Source organism: Streptomyces sp. NPDC096152 (assembly GCF_044763235.1).
Classification (GTDB): Bacteria; Actinomycetota; Actinomycetes; order Streptomycetales; family Streptomycetaceae; genus Streptomyces.
On the sequence record NZ_JBIWFW010000005.1, the window covers coordinates 431239 to 448456 of the forward strand.

The following is a 17218-nucleotide window of genomic DNA, read 5'->3' on the forward strand; positions in this document are numbered from 1 at the left end:
TCCCTTCGACGGGCGTCCTGTTTCACGTGAAACAGGACGCTTCGCTGCTTCTGGGCACCTGCCTGCCGACTTCCCGACCGACCGACCTGCCGACCGGGCCGATCCGATGCGGAGGCGGGCCCGTGGCCAGAGTGGTCAGAGCTGGAGCTTGAAGCCCACATGGGAGGCCTGGAACCCCAGCCGCTCATAGAAGCGGTGGGCGTCGGTGCGTGTCGTGTCCGAGGTCAGCTGGACCAGTCGGCAGCCCTGGCGCCGTGAGGCGTCGATCGCCCACTCGATGAGCCGCGTGCCCAGGCCGCTGCCGCGTTCGTCGGCATGGATACGGACCGCCTCGATGATCGACCGGGTCGAGCCACGGCGGGAGAGTCCGGGAATGATCGAGAGCTGGAGCGTGCCGACGACGCGCCCTTCGCGCACGGCGACGACCAGGTGCTGGTTCGGATCGGCGCCGAGCCGCTCCAGAGCGGCGAAGTACGGGGTGAGGTCGTCCGGGGACTCGCGCTGCGCGCCGAGCGGGTCGTCCGCGAGCAGGGCGACGAGGGCGGGGATGTCGTCGGTGACGGCGGCGCGGATGTCGAGATCTCCCATGCCCCGCACCCTATGCGCCGTCGGCGGCCCGCGGGGTCATGCCGGAGCCGGTGCGTGCAACGACTCCACCGCCCGGACCAGCGGTGCCAGTTCGGGGTTCTTCGTAGCCTCGTCGAGTGCCTCGCGCAGGGCGGCGTCGTTGGTCGGCCGGGCGTCCTCCAGAAGCTTGAGGCCGGCCTCGGTGACGTTGGTGTAGATGCCCCGGCGATCGGTGGGGCACAGATAGCGCTCCAGCAGCCCGCGGTCCTCGAGCCGGGTGACCAGCCGTGTGGTGGCGCTCTGGCTGAGGACGACCGCATCGGCCACCTGCTTCATCTGCAGATGGCCTCCCTCGCCGTCGTGCTGCCGGCTGAGCACGTCGAGCAGGGAGTACTCGCGCACGCTCAAGTCGTGAGCGGACTGCAGGGCGCGCTCGATGTGCGCCTCGATCCTCCCGTGCAGCAGGGAGAGGGCGCACCAGCCCTGGGCGAGGGCGGTGAGCGCGGGATCCGTCGCTGTCATGGGCGTTCTCCTCCGTCCCGGAGCGGCTGTCCCCAGGATAGAGCAGCCTCGAAATATCCGTCGCTTGCATATAGCCCGCGTCTGCAATTATTGTGAACGCACGCAAAGCGCACCTGCAATCGTCTGGGAAGGTCTACCCCTCATGCCTCTCGCGCTTCTGGCCCTCGCGATCGGGGCCTTCGGAATCGGAACGACCGAATTCGTGATCATGGGCTTGCTGCCCCAGGTCGCGAGCGACTTCGGGGTCACCATCCCCACCGCCGGTCTCCTGGTGACCGGCTACGCGCTCGGCGTCGTGTTCGGCGCCCCGCTGATGACCGCGCTCGGCACCAAGATCTCCCGCAAGCGGATGCTGATGCTGCTGATGGGTCTGTTCATCGCCGGGAACCTGCTCTCCGCGCTCGCCCCCGCCTTCTCGGTCATGCTGATCGGCCGGGTGGTCGCCTCGCTGGCCCACGGTGCGTTCTTCGGCATCGGCTCGGTCGTCGCCGCGGATCTGGTCGCCCCCGACAAGAAGGCCGGTGCCATCGCGATGATGTTCACCGGCCTGACGGTCGCCAACGTCGTGGGCGTGCCGCTCGGCACCCTGCTCGGCCAGTCCGCGGGCTGGCGCGTCACCTTCACCGTCGTCGCCGCTCTCGGCGTCGTGGGGCTGGCCGGCATCGCCCGGCTCGTCCCCGAGATGCCCAGGCCCGAGGGTGTGCGCCTGCGCCATGAACTGGCCGCGTTCAAGAACGCCCAGGTCCTGCTCGCCATGGCAATGACCGTGCTCGGCTTCGGCGGTGTCTTCGCCGCCATCACCTACATCGCGCCGATGATGACCCGCGTCGGCGGCTTCGCCGAAGGGTCCGTCACCTGGCTTCTGGTCCTCTTCGGCCTCGGCATGGTCGCCGGCAACCTCGTCGGCGGCAGGTTCGCCGACCGGGCCCTGATGCCCATGCTGTACGTCTCCCTCGGCGCCCTGGCCGTCGTTCTCGCGCTCTTCACGATCACCGCGCACAACAAGATCGCCGCCGCCGTCACCATCGCCCTGATCGGCGCCCTCGGCTTCGCCACCGTGCCGCCGCTGCAGAAGCGGGTCCTCGACCAGGCGCACGGCGCCCCGACCCTGGCCTCGGCCGTGAACATCGGCGCGTTCAACCTCGGCAACGCGCTGTCCGCGTGGCTCGGCGGCCTGGTCATCGCGGCCGGCCTCGGCTACACCGCGCCCAACTGGGTGGGCGCCGTGCTCGCCGCCGGCGCCCTGGTCCTCGCCGTCGTCTCGTCCGCCCTGGAGCGCCGGGACACCGCGCCCGGCACCGTCGTCGCGGGCGCCCCGGCGGCCGAGCAGCGGACGGTCGTCCACCACTGACGACACCCTCTGCACGTCGACGCCGGTCCCCGCCCCAGGTCGGGGACCGGCGTTCTGCCGTACCGCCTCGTAGGTGCCCGTGCCCGTGCCCGTGCCCGTGCCCGTGTCCGTGCCCGTGCGGGCGGCTCAGCCCGCTGCCACCGTGACCGGGGCGAACCGGCGGGTCCAGTCCCCGGGCAGCTCCGTGATCCCGTAGGTCATGACGGCGTTGAAGGTGACGGACGCCAGTCCCCGCTCCTTCACCCAGTCGAGCAGTTCCTCGTGCCGTACGTCGATGTCGGTGCGCAGCGGCCGGTCCGTGTGGGCGGCGAGCGAGGCGAGGAGAGCTTTGGCGGTGTCGGTGTCGCGGGCGATCAGCGGGCCCACCACCTGGGTGTCCATGTTGGGCCAGGCCGCCGCGTACCCGATGACGCGGCCGTCGTCCTCCGCGATCCTCAACTGGTCGGCGAAGGCGGGCAGCCGGGTGACGATGTGAGTACGGTCGGCACCGAACACCTCCTCGTCGAGCCGGAGAATGCCGGGGAGGTCCTCGGCGGTGGCCGCCCGCGTGGCGACCCGGGGAGCCGCCCCGCCCGGCGTGAAACGGCCCCTCACCATTTCCGCCCGTCCGGTCGCCTTGAACCCCATCTCCTCGTACAGCGGTCGGCCGTACGGCGTCGCGTGCAGGGTCAGCGGGGTGGTGTCCAGCATCGAGACGACGTGGCGCATGAGCCGGCGCCCGATGCCCTGACGCGCGTGCCGTTCCGCGACCAGGACCATGCCGATGGCGCCCAGGTCAGGGCGCTCCCGCGGTCCGTACTCCGTGACCACACAGGCGGTGACGAGACCGCCCTCGGGGTCGTCGATCCCATACCCCCGACCGGCCGTGAGGAGGAAGCCCCATTTGTGCTCCTCGCGCGGCCACCCCCGGTTCTCGGACAAGTCGGCGCAGGCGGTGAGATCGCGGAGCGTCAGACGGCGAATGGGCAGAGCGGTGGGAAAAGGAGTCGGCACGCAGTTCAGGCTGTCCGACCGGTGCCCTCGACGTCCACCCGTTTCGGGGGAGGCACACGTGGTTTTGGCCATGTCGTCGCCCTGTGCACAACCTCTGGACAGCTGCCGGTGGTTTCACGTGAAACGTGGCCGCCGTGATCTGTGGGGCCCGGCATAGGCGGGACCTCGCGTGGATACGGTCGTGCCGGGTACCGGACCGCACGGCAGGAATTAAGCCAACGCGGGGGAGAGCACGCGAGCGCGCATGGCTGAGGACGTGCGCAGACCGACCACACGATGTCCGAGGCGAGGCACAGCATGGACGCTCCGATCAGCCCGTCGGCCGGGAACGGCCCGCCGGACGGGGGCGGCTGGTTCGTTCCGCGCACAGGGCCGACGGAGCGGTCCGGCACCCGCGAAGTGCGCCTCGGCCCCTCAGCGGATCCCGCGGCGGATCAGGAGCGCCCACCGGCAGCCCACCCGGCCACACCGCCGCCCCCTCCGGCGCCGGGCGTTCGCGGCGCGTCCCCGGACGCGGTGCTCATCCGCCGCACGCTGGCCGCGATCGAGCCCGTCGCCGACGACGCCACCTCGTATTTCTACGCGCTGCTCTTCGTGCACCATCCCGACCTGCGGTCCCTGTTCCCGCTCGCCATGGACACCCAGCGGGACCGGTTGTTCAAGGCCCTGCTCACCGCGGCTGAGCGCTTCGACGACACCGAGGTCCTCGTGGGCTATCTGCGAAACCTCGGCCGTGGCCACCGCAAGTACGGCACCCGGGCCGAGCACTACCCGGCGGTCGGCGAATGCCTCATGGGCGCGCTGAGCACGTACGCGCCCGGCGTCTGGGATCAGGAGACCGCGGCGGCCTGGATCCGGGCGTACACGAGGATGTCCCAGGTCATGATCGACGCGGCGGCGGCCGACGAGGCACATGCCCCGGCCTGGTGGTCCGCGGAGATCGTCGCCCAGGAGAAGAGAACCTCGGACATCGCCGTCCTCACCCTCCGCCCCGATCATCCCTACCCCTTCCTGGCCGGGCAGTACACGAGCGTGGAGACACCCTGGTGGCCGCGGATCCGGCGGCATTACTCCTTCGCGTCCGCCCCCCGCTCCGACGGGCTGCTCACCTTCCATGTGAAGGCGGTCCCCGCGGGCTGGGTCTCCCAGGCGCTGGTGCACCGTGCCCGGCCCGGCGACATCGTCCGCCTCGGCCCGCCCGCCGGTTCGATGACCGTCGACCACACCACTGAGAGCGGTCTGCTGTGCCTGGGCGGAGGCACCGGGATCGCGCCCATCAAGGCGCTGGTCGAGGACGTCGCGGTCCACGGCGAGCGGCGACCGGTGGAGGTGTTCTACGGCGCCCGCACCGACCACGACCTGTACGACATCGACACGATGCGCCGGCTCCAGCACGCCCACCCCTGGCTGTCGGTCCGCGCGGTCGTCGACCGGCAGGCGCACCCCGGGCTGCCGGAGGCGGTACGGGGGGCCGGTCCGTGGAACGAGTACGACGCCTATCTCTCCGGACCGGTCGGCATGATCCGCAGCGGGCTGACCACCCTGCGGGACGTCGGCATCCCGTCCGCGCGGATCCGCCACGACGCGGTCGAGGAACTGGCCTTCGCCGGACCGTGAGCCGTTCGGCCCATCGTCACCCCAGGTCGGGCGCGTGCATGGCGCGTACGCCCTCGATGTTGCCGTCCAGGTAGTGCCGCAGCGACAGCGGGACCAGATGGACGGAGGCGATTCCCACCCGGGTGAACGGCACGCGGACGATCTCGTACTCGCCGGCGGGCTCCTCCACCTCGGGGCCGTGCCGCAGGGAGGGGTCCATAGACTCCAGACGGCAGACGAAGAAGTGCTGCACCTTGACCCCGGTCGCCCCGCCGTCCTCGCCGATGTGCTCCACGGTGTCCACGAAGCAGGGCACCACATCGGTGATCTTGGCGCCGAGTTCCTCGTACACCTCGCGGTGCAGGGCGTCGACGACGGTCGTGTCCCCCGGTTCGACCCCGCCACCGGGCGTGACCCAGTAGGGATCGACCCCGGGCTTGGTGCGTTTGATCAGGATCAGGTCGTCGCCGTCGAGAAGGACGGCGCGGGCGGTGCGCTTGACCACGGGTCGGACGGTCATGGGAGAAATGTGGCCCGGCTGGTTCCACGTGAAACATCGCGAAACGTCACCGGGCGATGCCAGGAAGTGACGTCCTCGACGGACTGCTTCTAGCACCAGTCGGCAGCCGCCCGCAGCAGCCACTCGTGGGCCCGCGCGATGTGCGGCATCGCCAGTGTGCCTGTGCGGGCCACCAGGAAGTACGTCCGCAGCGGCGGCACCGCCGGCTCGTGCAGGGCCACCACCCGGCCCTGTTCGAGGGCGGGCGCGCACAGATACCGGGGCAGCACCGCGAGCCCGGCGCCCGCGACCGCGCAGGCGAGGACCGCGCGCAGGTCGGGGACGATCACGGTGCCGGAGGCGGCCGGCCGGGCGTCGAAGACCGAGGCCCAGTAGCGGGAGACGAAAGGGAGCGACTCGTGGACCTCGACCACGGGGATGTCGTCCAGGGCCGGTACGTCCTCGCGGCGCAGCGTGTTGGAGCCGATCCGCTCCGCCCAGCTCCGGGCGGCGACCAGTACATGCTCCTCGTCGCACAGCGTGGTCGCCGTGAGCAGGGCGCCGCGCGGCCGGGCCGTGCCGATGGCCAGATCATGGTGTCCGGCGGCCAGTCCCTCCAGGGTCTCCTCGGCGTTCCCGAAGGAGGCGCGCAGCGCGAAGGCCTGTCCGTCCTCGCCGGTCAGCTCGGTCAGCGCGGGAAGCGCCCGTTCGGCGGTGAACTCGGGCGGCCCGGCCAGATGCAGCGTCCGCACGGACGCCTCGTCGTCGAGGCCCGATTCGGCGATCTCCACCAGTGCGTCCAGATGCGGCGCCGCCTTGTGCGCGAGCTCGTCACCGATGGATGTCGGCGTGACACCGCGGGCCTGGCGCAGGAACAGCGGACGGCCGAGCTGCCGTTCCAGGGTGCGGATCTGGGAGGTGACGGCCGGCTGGGAGAGACCGAGCAGCGCCGCGGCCCGGGTGAAGGAGCCCGCCCGGTGCACGGTGACGAACGTCCGCAGCAACGCCAGATCCATGGCCCGCCCTCCCCTCCAGGTGCCCTTCGCCAGCCCCCCGGCCGCGCCCAACTATAAATATGTCGATAGGTCTCTGTCGCTACTGTGATTGGACACTGACAGACAGTCAACTAGCCTTGTTCGCGCGGTTCTTCGCGCGCGGAACCGAGGACGGTCCGAGCCACGAGGGGGGAGGCTCGGACCGTCCGCCGTACGCAGCCGGACACCGAACGGCGTCCGGGAGAGGACCCCCGACCGGCGTCCGGGAGAGGTCACCGCGCCGACTCGTCCAGCGCCCGCAGCACGTCGGCCACCAGGTCCGCGGGGTCCTCGGCCCCGACCGAGAGCCGGATGAAGCCCTCCGGCACGGCGTCGCCACCCCAGCGTCCCCGCCGCTCGGCGGTCGAGCGCACCCCGCCGAAGCTCGTCGCGTCGTCCACGAGCCGCAGCGCGTCGAGGAAACGCTCGGCCCGCGTGCGCGAGGGCAGCGTGAAGGACACCACGCATCCGTAGCGCCTCATCTGCTGCGAGGCGATCTTGTGCGAGGGGTCGTCGGGCAGGCCCGGATAGCGCAGCCCGGTCACCTCGGGACGTTCCCGCAGCGCCTGCGCGAGCGCCAGGGCGGAGGAGTTCTGCCGCTCGACGCGCAGCTGGAGCGTGGCGATCGAACGGTGCGCGAGCCAGGCCTCCATCGGCCCGGGGATCGCGCCGACAATTTTGCGCCAGCGCCGCACGGCGGCCATGGCCTCGGTGTCGCGGCCGGCGACGTATCCGAGCAGGACGTCGCCGTGCCCCGTGAGCTGCTTGGTGCCGCTGGCCACCGCGAAGTCGGCGCCGAGGTCCAGCGGCCGCTGCCCGAGCGGTGTGGCGAGCGTGTTGTCGACGGCGACCAGGGCCCCGCGGGCGTGGGCCGCCTCGACCAGCCGCCGGATGTCGCACACATCGAGCCCGGGGTTCGACGGGGACTCGATCCACAGCAGCCGCGCCCCGTCCAGGACCTCCAGCTGCGCGTCGCCGGCGGTCGGCGCGGTGCGCACCTCGATCCCGTACCCCTCCAGCTGGGCGCGAGCCAGCGGCAGCGCCTGGTAGCCGTCGCTGGGCAGGACCACCGCGTCGCCGGCGCGCAGCTGGGAGAAGAGCACCGAGGAGATGGCGGCCATGCCGGAGGCGAACACCAGCGTCTCGACGTCCCCGCGTCCGGGTCCCTCCAGCTCGCCGATGGCCCGCTCCAGCAGCGTCCACGTCGGGTTCTCGTCACGGCCGTAGGCGTACGGACCGGTCGGGTCGCCCGGCAGGTGGAAGTGGGCGGCGAACACCGGCCCCGGGAGCGTGGGCTCGTGCTTGACCGGCTCGGGCAGCCCGGCGCGCACCGCGCGCGTGCCGTCACCGGCACCGGCAGTGGCCGGGGAACCGGCCCCTTCCAGCGTGCCGCCCTCGTCGTCCTCAACGGAATCGTTCATGCCGGCCGTCCTTCCGTGCCCTCGTACCGCGGCGAGCGGAACGGGGCCCGCTCGCCTCTCCACCCTCTCAAGACGCACCTCGACGCCGTCCGCACCCCCGTGGCAGGGGCCGGGCACGACCACGACGAGGCCGAGGAGCCCCCCTCAGTCCTCGTCCGGCAGGACGAGGTTCAGCGCCCAGGAGACGACCGAGATGATCAGGGCGCCGACGACCGCGGTCCAGAAGCCGTCGACGTGGAAGCTCAGGTTCAGCTCGCCGCACACCCAGGAGGTCAGCAGCAGCATCAGCGCGTTGACCACCAGGGTGATCAGGCCGAGCGTCAGCACGAACAGCGGGAACGTCAGCACCTTGACGAGCGGCTTGACGAGGAAGTTCACCAGGCCGAAGACCAGCGCCACCACGATCAGCGTGCCGATCTTCCTGCCGGTGCTGTCACCGGTCAGAGTGATGTTGTCGAGCAGCCATACGGCGACCGCCAGGGCACCCGCGTTGGCGATCGTCTTGACTATGAAATTCTTCATGTGTCTGATCGTGGCAGACCGGATGGGGCTACGAGGTGGGCGAGGGCGAATGAAGGCATTCCGGCTGGACGAACTGGAGGCGGAGCGGGCCGCCAACGAGGGCGCCTACCTCCAGTTCCTGCGGGAGCGGAACATGTCGGTCGGCCTGTACGCCCTCGACGCGGGCGAGCACGACCCGCAGAAGCCCCACCATCAGGACGAGGTGTACTTCGTCGCGAGCGGCCGAGCCTCGATCACGGTCGGCCTGGAGACCACCGAGGTGGCGCGCGGCAGCGTGGTCTACGTCCCGGCCGGAGTCGCCCACAAGTTCCACCACATCAGCGAGGACCTGCGGGTCCTGGTGGTGTTCTCTCCCCCCGAAGCCTGAGGCGCCGTCTCGGTGTTCCCTAGGGGAACGGTCAGGGACGGGCAAGGGATGCGAGGCCCCCGCCGGGCCCGTTCGCGGCCCTAGCATCGGGTGCAGGACATCGACACGACCCGGCGGCGAGGAGCCCGGGGCCCGACAGGGTCCGGCGCCGGCCACGGGCGGAGAGTAGGGACGAGGGCAATGCGAGAGATCTTCGCGGGTCTGCCGTGGTGGGTGAAGTGGGTCGCGGTGCCGATCATCGCCCTGGTCGTCTTCGGCGGCCTGATCGCGAGCGTGGTCGGCTTCGTGATCGGCCTGCTGTTCAAGCTGCTGGTCTTCGTCGCCCTGGTCGGCGGACTGATCTACGTCGTGCGGAAGTTCATGTCGAGTTCGTCGTCGCGCAGCGACTGGTGAGCAGGGCGCGCGGCGAGCGGTGAGCGGGCGCGGCGGCGACCAACCGGTGTCGGTCGCGCGGCGGCCGCAGGGCATGTGGGGGAACGCCGGTGACCGGTAACAGGAATCGCATGTTCCCTCGCGGGAGGGAAGTTTGCCGGAGGGGCCGTCCGCGAGCGGTGGCGGGCGGATAGGGTCCGGAAATCGACGCGGGGGTCGGTCCCCCGCGGGCGGCGCACACCCCCTTCCCGTGTTCCCCCGCACGGGATGCCCCCTCGCGCTTCGGGAGTGACCCCTTGGCCACTGTTGACACCGCACCCGCAGAACCGCACGCGCCCCGGATGCCGTCCCACTCCACGGCGCTCCCCGCGCAGCCGCGCTCCCCGGCGCGCTCCGTGGCCCCCGTGGAGCGGCCGAGCCCCAGCGTCCCGGAGCAGCAGCACTCCCAGACCCTCATCGGATCTGTGCAGCGCGCGATGCGCCTGCTGGAGACGGTCGCCCGGCACGAGCACGGCGCGCCCGCCAAGCAGCTGGCCCGCGAGACCGGACTGGCGCTCCCGACCGCCTACCACCTGCTGCGCACCCTCGTCCACGAGGGCTATCTGTACCGGGACAAGGGCCTGTTCTTCCTCGGCGACGCCGCCGAGCGCCTGAGCAGCAGCGGAGCGGCGCAGAAACGTCGCAGCACGGTCGTCGACGCGCTCGCGCACTGGCGCGATGCGATCGGCGCCCCGGTGTACTACGCGATGTACCGCGACGGCGAGATCGAGATCGTGTGCGTCTCCGACAGCCCGGGCAGTCCCGCGGTCGAGGAGTGGGCCGACTTCCGTGAGACCGGGCACGCGCACGCGATCGGCCAGTGCCTGCTGTCCCAGCTGGACGACGGCGCCCGCCGGGACCATCTCGACCGCTACCCCGTGCGGTCCCTCACTCCGTACACGGTCCGGGACGATCACGCTCTGTTGCGACGTCTGGAACGGATGTGCCGGATGGAACCGGTGACCGAGCGTCAGGAGTACGCGCTGGGTACGGTTTGTGCGGCGGTCCCGATCACGGTGGGCACCACGGCGGCCACGATGGCACTGTCCCTCCCCGCCCACCAGGCCTCCCGCCTGCTGCCCGCGGCCCGTCAGCTGCAGGGCGAGGTGAGCCGGAGGATCGGCTCTCTGGCGCTCTCTATCAGCATCTGAAAACTCACTCCTTGTGATCTGCCGTGCACGTTCAGCAAGATGCACCCAGTGTGACGGGGACGATTCCCGGCCAGTCGACGGCAGATGACGGGGTAGCGATGCGCGAGTCCGTACAGGCAGAGGTCATGATGAGCTTTCTCGTGTCCGAGGAGCTCTCCTTCCGCATCCCGGTGGAGCTGCGGTATGAGACCTGCGATCCCTATGCCGTGCGGCTGACCTTCCATCTGCCCGGGGACGCACCGGTGACCTGGGCCTTCGGGCGCGAGCTGCTGATCGACGGGGTGGGCACGCCGTGCGGGGACGGCGACGTGCGGATCTCGCCCGCCGACAACGAGGCGCTCAGCGAGGTCCTGATCCGGCTGCAGGTCGGCGGCGACCGGGCGCTGTTCCGTTCTTCGGCGGCCCCGCTCGTGGCGTTCCTCGACCGCACGGACAAGCTGGTGCCGCTCGGACAGGAGGGCGCGCTGGGGGACTTCGACGCCCACCTCGACGAGGCCCTGGACCGCATCCTGGCGGAGGAACAGAGCGCGGGCTGAAGCGCTACGGCCGTCAGGGCGCTGTTGCCGTAACGCTTCGCCGTCCCAGGGGGCATCCGCCGCGTCGCCCTCGGCCTCGCCGGCGACACCGCCTGTGACCTCGTTCGCGACCCCGCCCCGTCCCCCTCGCCGTGACCCGGCCCGAGGTGCCGCCTCAGCGCCTGCGGCGTCGTCCCCGTCCGCCGCGCGCCGGGGCCGGCTGGGCGGCCGGTGCCGCGGCCGGGGCGGCTCCCGGGCGGTCGGCCGAGACCACGAGGGCGGCGAGGGCCGTGGTGACCGGGACCGAGGCCACCAGGCCGATCGAGCCCACCAGCGTGCGCACGATCTCCTCCGCGACCAGTTCGCTGGTGGCGACGGTCCCCACGCTGCTCTGCGCGATGGAGAAGAGCAGCAGCAGCGGGAGCGCGGCGCCCGCGTACGCGAGGACCAGGGTGTTGACCACCGACGCGATGTGGTCGCGTCCGATGCGGATGCCCGCCCGGTACAGGCCTCGCCACCCCATCGCGGGATTGGCCTCGTGCAGCTCCCAGACCGCCGACGTCTGCGTCACCGTCACGTCGTCCAGCACACCGAGCGAGCCGATGATGACGCCGGAGAGCAGCAGACCGCTCATGTCGATCGACGGATACAGGCCGTGGATGAGGCCGGTGTTGTCGTCCGTGTTGCCGGTGAGGGCGGCCCAGCCGATGAACAGCGAGCCCAGGATGCCGATCAGCACCAGAGATATCAGGGTGCCGAGCACCGCGACCGAGGTGCGCGCGGACAGGCCGTGGCACATGTAGAGGGCGATCAGCATGATGGCGCTCGACCCGACCACCGCCACGACCAGCGGGTTCGAGCCCTGCAGGATCGCCGGCAGGACGAAGAAGTTCAGTACCAGGAAGCTGATGGCCAGCGCGACCAGCGCCATGACGCCCCGCATCCGCCCGACGACCACGACGGCGAGTGCGAAGATGCCCGCCAGCAGACCCATGGGGAAGCGCCGGTCGACATCGGTGACCGAGTACTGGAGATCCTTCGGCGCGGAGGGCTCGTAGGCGACCACGACCTTCTCGCCCTCGTGCAACTGCCGCGACTGGTCCGGCTGTACGAACTCGGTGAATGTACGGCCCTTGTCGGAGCCGGTGTCGACCCGGACCGTGGCCTTCTTGCAGGTGCCGGAGGCCTGATCCGGCGCGGAGGAGCCTCCGGCGGCGGAGGGATCTCCGGCGGGGGCGGCGGCTGAGGCGTTCACCCCCTTGCAGCTGACCGCGATCACCCGGGTGACGGTGGCCTGCTGGCTCTGCCGGTCGAAGCCGACGCCGGTGCGCTCGTGCGCGGGGGCACCGCCGGGCCAGAGCACCGCGAGCCCGACGACCACCGCGGCGGCGAACGGGATCAGGATCGCCGCGATCACCTTGCGCAGGTGCTTCGAGACGGGCGTGGCGGGCCCATGACTGTGACTGTGCCCGTGGCCGTGTCCCCGCCCGTGCTCGTGGCCCTGTCCAGACCCGTGCCCATGCTCATGGCCCTGGTCGTGCCCGGGGCCTGGTCGGCCTCGTGGTTCGGGCGGTGGATAGGGGGACTGCTGTGTCGTGGTCACCGCCAGATCATCGCAAGAACGGCAGAGGCCCACTGTTCACCGCGCCACAAAGGACGCTAGCGTGGAGGCACCTTTGCACACGCGGGAGCTCGGAGCACCGGGCTGAGAGGGCGCTGACCTCCGTATTCGCGATGTTTCACGTGGAACGAGAGATGTTTCACGCGAAGCGTCGACAGACGGAAGCCGCTGCGTCGACCGCCGAACCTGTTACCGGGTAATGCCGGCGTAGGGAGTAGGTCTCATGACCAACAAGGACGCACGCACGCCTGCCTCCACGCAGATCTCCAGCGACGGGGAGGCCGGGAAGTCCATCGGCTGGCACAAGGCGTATGTCGAGGGCTCGCGCCCCGACCTGCGGGTGCCGGTCCGTCAGGTGCACCTCACCAACGGGAAGTCGGTCACGCTGTACGACACGTCGGGCCCGTACACCGATCCACTCGTCGACACCGATGTCCGCAGGGGCCTGCCGCCGCTGCGGGAGAACTGGATCATCGCCCGCGGCGACACCGAGGAGTACGCGGGCCGTCCCGTCCGCCCCGAGGACGACGGGATCAAGCACACCTCGCCGCGCGGGGGCCTGCGCAACCTCGACGCAGTGTTCCCGGGACGGCCGCGCCAGCCGCGCCGGGGGCGTGACGGCCAGGCGGTCACGCAGCTCGCGTACGCGCGCCGCGGCGAGATCACACCCGAGATGGAGTATGTGGCCCTCCGCGAGAACGTCGCTCCGGAAGTGGTCCGGGAGGAGATCGCGGCGGGCCGCGCCGTGCTGCCAGCCAACGTCAACCACCCGGAGATCGAGCCGATGATCATCGGCAAGCGGTTCCTGGTGAAGGTCAACGCCAACATCGGCAACTCCGCGGTCACGTCCTCCATCGAGGAGGAGGTGGAGAAGATGACTTGGGCGACCCGATGGGGCGCGGACACGGTCATGGACCTCTCCACCGGCCGCAACATCCACACCACCCGGGAGTGGGTGCTGCGCAACTCCCCCGTCCCCATCGGCACGGTGCCGCTCTATCAGGCCCTGGAGAAGGTCGACGGCAAGGCCGAGGAACTGACCTGGGACATCTACAGGGACACCGTCATCGAGCAGGCCGAACAGGGCGTGGACTACATGACGGTCCACGCCGGCGTACGCCTGGCCTACGTGCCGCTGACGGCGAACCGCAAGACCGGCATCGTCTCGCGCGGCGGCTCGATCATGGCGGCCTGGTGCCTCGCGCACCACAAGGAGTCGTTCCTCTACGAGAACTTCGAGGAGCTCTGCGAGATCCTCGCCGCCTACGACGTCACCTACTCGCTGGGCGACGGACTGCGTCCCGGCTCCGTCGCCGACGCCAACGACGAGGCGCAGTTCGCGGAGTTGCGCACGCTCGGGGAACTCAACACGATCGCCAAGCGTTTCCACGTACAGACCATGATCGAGGGCCCGGGACACGTCCCGATGCACAAGATCAAGGAGAACATCGACCTTCAGCAGGAGATCTGCGATGAAGCTCCGTTCTATACGCTCGGCCCGCTGACCACGGACATCGCGCCGGCGTACGACCACATCACCTCCGGCATCGGTGCCGCGATGATCGCCTGGTGGGGCACGGCCATGCTCTGCTACGTCACGCCCAAGGAGCACCTGGGCCTGCCCAACCGCGACGACGTCAAGACCGGGGTCATCACCTACAAGATCGCCGCCCACGCGGCCGACCTCGCCAAGGGCCACCCCGGGGCGCAGGAGTGGGACGACGCCCTGTCCGACGCCCGCTTCGAGTTCCGGTGGGAGGACCAGTTCAATCTGGCCCTCGACCCGGACACGGCACGGGAGTTCCACGACGAGACCCTCCCCGCGGAACCGGCCAAGACGGCCCACTTCTGCTCGATGTGCGGCCCCAAGTTCTGCTCGATGAAGATTAGCCAAAGCATCACAGAGCGGTTCGGTGGTGCGGCGGGCGAGGCGGCGTCACCCGAGGAGATTGCTGAGGGGATGCTCCAGAAGTCGAAGGAGTTCGCGGAGGCGGGGAACCGGGTGTACCTGCCTATCGCCGACTGACAATTGTTTCGGCCCGCGCCTCTGGCTGGTCAGTCCGGTCGGGAGCGCGGGCCGCGTGCATCCTTGTAGATGGGGGGGTTGAACCGCTGGGATCAACGCTTCGCCGGATGCCCCCTTGCTGGATCAACCGCGGCGCGGCGTGCTGCAGGTGCCGCGGTGGCACATTTGTCATGGACGGCGGCCTCGCCCCCGAGAACAGCGGCGACGTCATCACCCGGCTGGGCAGGTGGGCCGACCTCCCCGTCCGGCACACCGGGTACTCCCCCCGCCGCGGCGCCGCCGAGTCCTACCGCCGCGCCAGCAGCGACCGCCGCGTCATCGCCAAGTCGGGTGGATAGGTGCCCAACTCGCCGTCATGGAGGGAACCTTCGAGGACGGCGACGGGTCGGAGGAGAACGCCATGATCGGCGTGCTCTATGTGATCGAGCGCCCCGAAGGCGGCCGCCACGCGTGCGTGACCCATGTCACATTCAGAAGGTGACGAGGGTTGGGCGTCGCACGGTGCTAGAGGGCTCGCCTCGAGGTCGCTCTCGCTGACCTGCGGATTTGGAATATATCTACACTCTCATTCCGGCTTCTGCGGGCACCCCCGGAATTAGTTGTCAATTAAGTCCGGGAAGCCGCTTGACGGTCGTTCGACCATCCAGCCGATCACCCGGTGATACATTATTAGCTGTCCCTGACGGCTGACTGCCGATTGGTAGTCATGACACCAGAAGGGAGGCAAGACGCATGCCCGGACCTGACCCTGAAAAGGCCAGGCCGGCGAGGATCAAGCTTCGCCGCAGACTGCGGACCATCGTCCGCAGACTTCGGCCCTTGGCCATCGTCCTGCAGATCGTCTACTACGCAGTGCGCGTAGTACGCGAACTGCTCGACTGACCTCGGAGAAGCGCTGAGGGCCCACCTCGTGCCAGCGAGGCGAGCCCTCGGTCCACGTCGAGCCTGCGTGGGTCCCGTGCGTATCTGTCTGCCGTGCGGGACCCACACCCATGTGTGGACTGCTGACCGCTACGGTAGCACGACTCCAATTTGAATTAAGCAGCCTCCCTGGCGAAAATTTTGCAGGGGCTTTTTTGGCTCTCGTTACGCTGTCAAAAGCTACGTGAAGTGTTTCGGGGCGATTAGTGGCCAAATTAGACGCCGCCAAATAGTCTGCCGCAAAAATAGCCGACACTACCAAGCCGGATGGACAACAGGAGCTGTAACGCGCCCCGTTACGGCCCCAAAGGTCACGCAACGAGGGCGATGCGCACGCGGACCGTACCGGTACGCCGGTACGGCCATACCCCTTGTACCGGTACGGCTGGCGGCGTACCGGCAGGTCACAGGAGGGGAAGGGATCGGGATGCTGTAGGAACTGCCCGTCGCCACCTTCTACTCGTACAAGGGTGAGCCGCTCCCGGAAGGTCATGACCGGCGCGGCAGGCGAACGGCTCAGGGCAAGGCCGAGGGCCCGTATGCGGCGACCTGAGCGTCCGGGGTGCTCCGCCGTGCGGGAGCATGTCCCGCATGCCTGACACTGTGCGGACGATCCTCGTAGCTGCCGCCACTGCCGTGGTGACGACCGCTGCGGCCGGCCTGCTTGTCATCCCCCGGCTGGAGGCCCGCAAGAAGCGGCTGGTCGAGGTCCACGCCGCCCGCGACGCTTTCGGCGCACACATGTTGCGGATCATCTCCGCGTGCGCGCAGTTACAGAACATCCAACTCCCCGCGGCCGACGATCCCGACTGGACGCCGGTCCTACGGGAACGGCTCGCCGGTGAGCGGGAGCGCTGGTGGCAGCAAATAGACGACGCCACCCGGTGGCTGATCGACAACGTCGCGACGTACGCCACCAGCTGGCCCATGCGCCACCTGATCGAGATGCCCATCACCTACGCCGGTCACGCCCGCATGGTGGTGCTCTCCGAGCGCGAGGAAGCCACCAAGCTGGAGTTGCTGCTGGAGTTGACCGTGCCGGTCCAACGCCAGTACTTCGGTTGGCTCGGGTCGCGCGCCCGTCACATCGCCGCGGACAACCGAGCATTCGCCCAGACCATCGCTCGCCTCACCGCCGAGCCCACTGCGCCGTAAGCCGATCGGTGATGAACAGCAGCCGGTCGCTGCGTCATCGCCAAGCGGGGCGGCTGGGTGGGAGGAGAACGCCCTGCACTGCGTGCAGTAGGCCGCTCGCCCTGTGACGTCGAGCCAGTGATCGACTTCATCCCTGAGAAGGTCGAGGGCTTCATCGCGCAGCGACGAGCTTGTCGAGGGGGCTACCCGACACCGAGACGGTTCGGTAATCGATGTCATCACCCGCTGCGGCATCACGATCGTCGTACGCCGCGCATCGCCGGCTTCGACGCAAGGGCGACCACCTCCCGGAGTACTACGCGGTGATGGAGCCCATCCTCGACGACGACAAGGGTCGACGAACTTCTATGACGGGTTGAAGCTTCCGAAGTGGCCGCGGCTGGAGTACGAGACGGTCCCGCTGAAGAAGTTCGAGTACATCGCCGAGGTCTTCGCCGCGGACAAGTACAAGAAGTCCGTCATGACCGTCAACGCGCGGAACGGGTTCGAGTGGGAGGTGATCGTCAGGAACATGGGCTTCTCGAAGGAGGTCTTCACCGATGACGA

At 69.7% G+C, this 17218-nt stretch carries 20 protein-coding genes and 1 riboswitch; of the genes, 11 read left to right on the forward strand and 9 right to left on the reverse strand.

The window, feature by feature from the left end:
- Positions 1-135: 135 nt before the first annotated feature.
- The gene (locus ACIQ9G_RS19655) at positions 136-588 is read right to left on the reverse strand and encodes a GNAT family N-acetyltransferase (RefSeq protein ID WP_403610890.1); all 453 of its coding nucleotides are present in this window, start codon (positions 586-588) and stop codon (positions 136-138) included.
- A 36-nt stretch (positions 589-624) separates the two neighbouring features.
- Positions 625-1089, reverse strand: coding sequence for a MarR family winged helix-turn-helix transcriptional regulator (locus ACIQ9G_RS19660; protein WP_403610892.1), 465 nt, complete (start codon positions 1087-1089; stop codon positions 625-627).
- Between the two features lie 142 nt (positions 1090-1231).
- Here ACIQ9G_RS19660 and ACIQ9G_RS19665 point away from each other — a divergent pair, with 142 nt between their 5' ends.
- Positions 1232-2440 (forward strand): MFS transporter, encoded by a 1209-nt coding sequence (locus ACIQ9G_RS19665; RefSeq protein WP_403610894.1) that lies wholly within the window; start codon positions 1232-1234, stop codon positions 2438-2440.
- 126 nt (positions 2441-2566) lie between these two features.
- Here ACIQ9G_RS19665 and ACIQ9G_RS19670 read toward each other — a convergent pair whose 3' ends face one another.
- On the reverse strand, positions 2567-3433 hold the full coding sequence (locus ACIQ9G_RS19670) for a GNAT family N-acetyltransferase (RefSeq protein ID WP_403610897.1): 867 nt from the start codon (positions 3431-3433) through the stop codon (positions 2567-2569).
- A 276-nt stretch (positions 3434-3709) separates the two neighbouring features.
- Between ACIQ9G_RS19670 and ACIQ9G_RS19675 the strand changes: the two genes are divergently transcribed.
- Entirely contained in the window at positions 3710-5050 is a 1341-nt protein-coding gene (locus ACIQ9G_RS19675; protein WP_403610899.1) for a globin domain-containing protein, read from the forward strand.
- Positions 5051-5066: 16 nt separating this feature from the next.
- Here ACIQ9G_RS19675 and ACIQ9G_RS19680 read toward each other — a convergent pair whose 3' ends face one another.
- The 4 genes from ACIQ9G_RS19680 to ACIQ9G_RS19695 form a co-directional block, all read right to left on the reverse strand.
- Positions 5067-5549 (reverse strand): NUDIX hydrolase, encoded by a 483-nt coding sequence (locus ACIQ9G_RS19680; protein WP_356181323.1) that lies wholly within the window; start codon positions 5547-5549, stop codon positions 5067-5069.
- 89 nt (positions 5550-5638) lie between these two features.
- Positions 5639-6544, reverse strand: coding sequence for a LysR family transcriptional regulator (locus ACIQ9G_RS19685; protein WP_403610901.1), 906 nt, complete (start codon positions 6542-6544; stop codon positions 5639-5641).
- A gap of 251 nt (positions 6545-6795) precedes the next feature.
- Positions 6796-7983 carry a cystathionine gamma-lyase gene (locus tag ACIQ9G_RS19690; RefSeq protein WP_403610904.1) on the reverse strand — a complete coding sequence of 396 codons (1188 nt, stop codon included), beginning with the start codon at positions 7981-7983 and terminating at the stop codon, positions 6796-6798.
- 144 nt (positions 7984-8127) lie between these two features.
- Positions 8128-8505 (reverse strand): phage holin family protein, encoded by a 378-nt coding sequence (locus ACIQ9G_RS19695; RefSeq protein WP_403610907.1) that lies wholly within the window; start codon positions 8503-8505, stop codon positions 8128-8130.
- 49 nt (positions 8506-8554) lie between these two features.
- On the opposite strand from ACIQ9G_RS19695, the gene ACIQ9G_RS19700 reads away from it, so the two are divergent.
- The 4 genes from ACIQ9G_RS19700 (at position 8555) to ACIQ9G_RS19715 (ending at position 10970) form a co-directional block, all read left to right on the forward strand.
- Positions 8555-8872 carry a cupin domain-containing protein gene (locus tag ACIQ9G_RS19700; RefSeq protein WP_403610910.1) on the forward strand — a complete coding sequence of 106 codons (318 nt, stop codon included), beginning with the start codon at positions 8555-8557 and terminating at the stop codon, positions 8870-8872.
- A 180-nt stretch (positions 8873-9052) separates the two neighbouring features.
- Positions 9053-9265 (forward strand): DUF5326 family protein, encoded by a 213-nt coding sequence (locus ACIQ9G_RS19705; RefSeq protein WP_403610912.1) that lies wholly within the window; start codon positions 9053-9055, stop codon positions 9263-9265.
- Between the two features lie 275 nt (positions 9266-9540).
- A complete protein-coding gene (locus ACIQ9G_RS19710; protein ID WP_403610914.1) occupies positions 9541-10434 on the forward strand; it encodes an IclR family transcriptional regulator in 894 nt (297 codons plus the stop codon).
- Between the two features lie 98 nt (positions 10435-10532).
- On the forward strand, positions 10533-10970 hold the full coding sequence (locus ACIQ9G_RS19715; protein ID WP_356181304.1) for an SsgA family sporulation/cell division regulator: 438 nt from the start codon (positions 10533-10535) through the stop codon (positions 10968-10970).
- A 154-nt stretch (positions 10971-11124) separates the two neighbouring features.
- Here the strand turns inward: ACIQ9G_RS19715 and ACIQ9G_RS19720 are convergent, their stop codons facing one another.
- A complete protein-coding gene (locus tag ACIQ9G_RS19720) occupies positions 11125-12552 on the reverse strand; it encodes a YibE/F family protein (protein ID WP_403610917.1) in 1428 nt (475 codons plus the stop codon).
- A 71-nt stretch (positions 12553-12623) separates the two neighbouring features.
- Positions 12624-12801: riboswitch (TPP riboswitch) on the forward strand.
- On the opposite strand from ACIQ9G_RS19720, the gene thiC reads away from it, so the two are divergent.
- From thiC to ACIQ9G_RS19745, 5 genes are all read left to right on the forward strand, one after another.
- Positions 12794-14596 (forward strand): phosphomethylpyrimidine synthase ThiC, encoded by a 1803-nt coding sequence (thiC, locus tag ACIQ9G_RS19725; RefSeq protein WP_403610919.1) that lies wholly within the window; start codon positions 12794-12796, stop codon positions 14594-14596. Its footprint overlaps the riboswitch before it by 8 nt.
- 170 nt (positions 14597-14766) lie before the next feature.
- Positions 14767-14934 (forward strand): hypothetical protein, encoded by a 168-nt coding sequence (locus ACIQ9G_RS19730; protein ID WP_403610922.1) that lies wholly within the window; start codon positions 14767-14769, stop codon positions 14932-14934.
- A gap of 17 nt (positions 14935-14951) precedes the next feature.
- Positions 14952-15077 carry a hypothetical protein gene (locus ACIQ9G_RS19735; protein WP_403610925.1) on the forward strand — a complete coding sequence of 42 codons (126 nt, stop codon included), beginning with the start codon at positions 14952-14954 and terminating at the stop codon, positions 15075-15077.
- A 251-nt stretch (positions 15078-15328) separates the two neighbouring features.
- Positions 15329-15478: a hypothetical protein gene (locus ACIQ9G_RS19740; protein WP_403610928.1), complete on the forward strand. Its 150-nt coding sequence runs from the start codon at positions 15329-15331 to the stop codon at positions 15476-15478.
- 630 nt (positions 15479-16108) lie between these two features.
- Positions 16109-16672 (forward strand): hypothetical protein, encoded by a 564-nt coding sequence (locus ACIQ9G_RS19745; RefSeq protein WP_403610930.1) that lies wholly within the window; start codon positions 16109-16111, stop codon positions 16670-16672.
- Positions 16673-17017: 345 nt separating this feature from the next.
- Here the strand turns inward: ACIQ9G_RS19745 and ACIQ9G_RS19750 are convergent, their stop codons facing one another.
- On the reverse strand, positions 17018-17185 hold the full coding sequence (locus tag ACIQ9G_RS19750) for a hypothetical protein (RefSeq protein WP_403610933.1): 168 nt from the start codon (positions 17183-17185) through the stop codon (positions 17018-17020).
- Positions 17186-17218 lie beyond the last annotated feature (33 nt).

Excerpts from the sequence above, each read along its gene's own strand:
- ACIQ9G_RS19655 (WP_403610890.1), bottom strand. The coding sequence starts at position 588 with ATGGGAGATCTCGACATCCGCGCCGCCGTCACCGACGACATCCCCGCC.
- ACIQ9G_RS19660 (WP_403610892.1), bottom strand. The coding sequence starts at position 1,089 with ATGACAGCGACGGATCCCGCGCTCACCGCCCTCGCCCAGGGCTGGTGC.
- ACIQ9G_RS19665 (WP_403610894.1), top strand. The coding sequence starts at position 1,232 with ATGCCTCTCGCGCTTCTGGCCCTCGCGATCGGGGCCTTCGGAATCGGA.
- ACIQ9G_RS19675 (WP_403610899.1), top strand. The coding sequence starts at position 3,710 with ATGTCCGAGGCGAGGCACAGCATGGACGCTCCGATCAGCCCGTCGGCC.
- ACIQ9G_RS19680 (WP_356181323.1), bottom strand. The coding sequence starts at position 5,549 with ATGACCGTCCGACCCGTGGTCAAGCGCACCGCCCGCGCCGTCCTTCTC.
- ACIQ9G_RS19685 (WP_403610901.1), bottom strand. The coding sequence starts at position 6,544 with ATGGATCTGGCGTTGCTGCGGACGTTCGTCACCGTGCACCGGGCGGGC.
- ACIQ9G_RS19690 (WP_403610904.1), bottom strand. The coding sequence starts at position 7,983 with ATGAACGATTCCGTTGAGGACGACGAGGGCGGCACGCTGGAAGGGGCC.
- ACIQ9G_RS19695 (WP_403610907.1), bottom strand. The coding sequence starts at position 8,505 with ATGAAGAATTTCATAGTCAAGACGATCGCCAACGCGGGTGCCCTGGCG.
- ACIQ9G_RS19700 (WP_403610910.1), top strand. The coding sequence starts at position 8,555 with ATGAAGGCATTCCGGCTGGACGAACTGGAGGCGGAGCGGGCCGCCAAC.
- ACIQ9G_RS19705 (WP_403610912.1), top strand. The coding sequence starts at position 9,053 with ATGCGAGAGATCTTCGCGGGTCTGCCGTGGTGGGTGAAGTGGGTCGCG.
- ACIQ9G_RS19715 (WP_356181304.1), top strand. The coding sequence starts at position 10,533 with ATGCGCGAGTCCGTACAGGCAGAGGTCATGATGAGCTTTCTCGTGTCC.
- thiC (WP_403610919.1), top strand. The coding sequence starts at position 12,794 with ATGACCAACAAGGACGCACGCACGCCTGCCTCCACGCAGATCTCCAGC.
- ACIQ9G_RS19730 (WP_403610922.1), top strand. The coding sequence starts at position 14,767 with ATGGACGGCGGCCTCGCCCCCGAGAACAGCGGCGACGTCATCACCCGG.
- ACIQ9G_RS19735 (WP_403610925.1), top strand. The coding sequence starts at position 14,952 with ATGGAGGGAACCTTCGAGGACGGCGACGGGTCGGAGGAGAACGCCATG.
- ACIQ9G_RS19740 (WP_403610928.1), top strand. The coding sequence starts at position 15,329 with ATGCCCGGACCTGACCCTGAAAAGGCCAGGCCGGCGAGGATCAAGCTT.
- ACIQ9G_RS19745 (WP_403610930.1), top strand. The coding sequence starts at position 16,109 with ATGCCTGACACTGTGCGGACGATCCTCGTAGCTGCCGCCACTGCCGTG.
- ACIQ9G_RS19750 (WP_403610933.1), bottom strand. The coding sequence starts at position 17,185 with ATGTTCCTGACGATCACCTCCCACTCGAACCCGTTCCGCGCGTTGACG.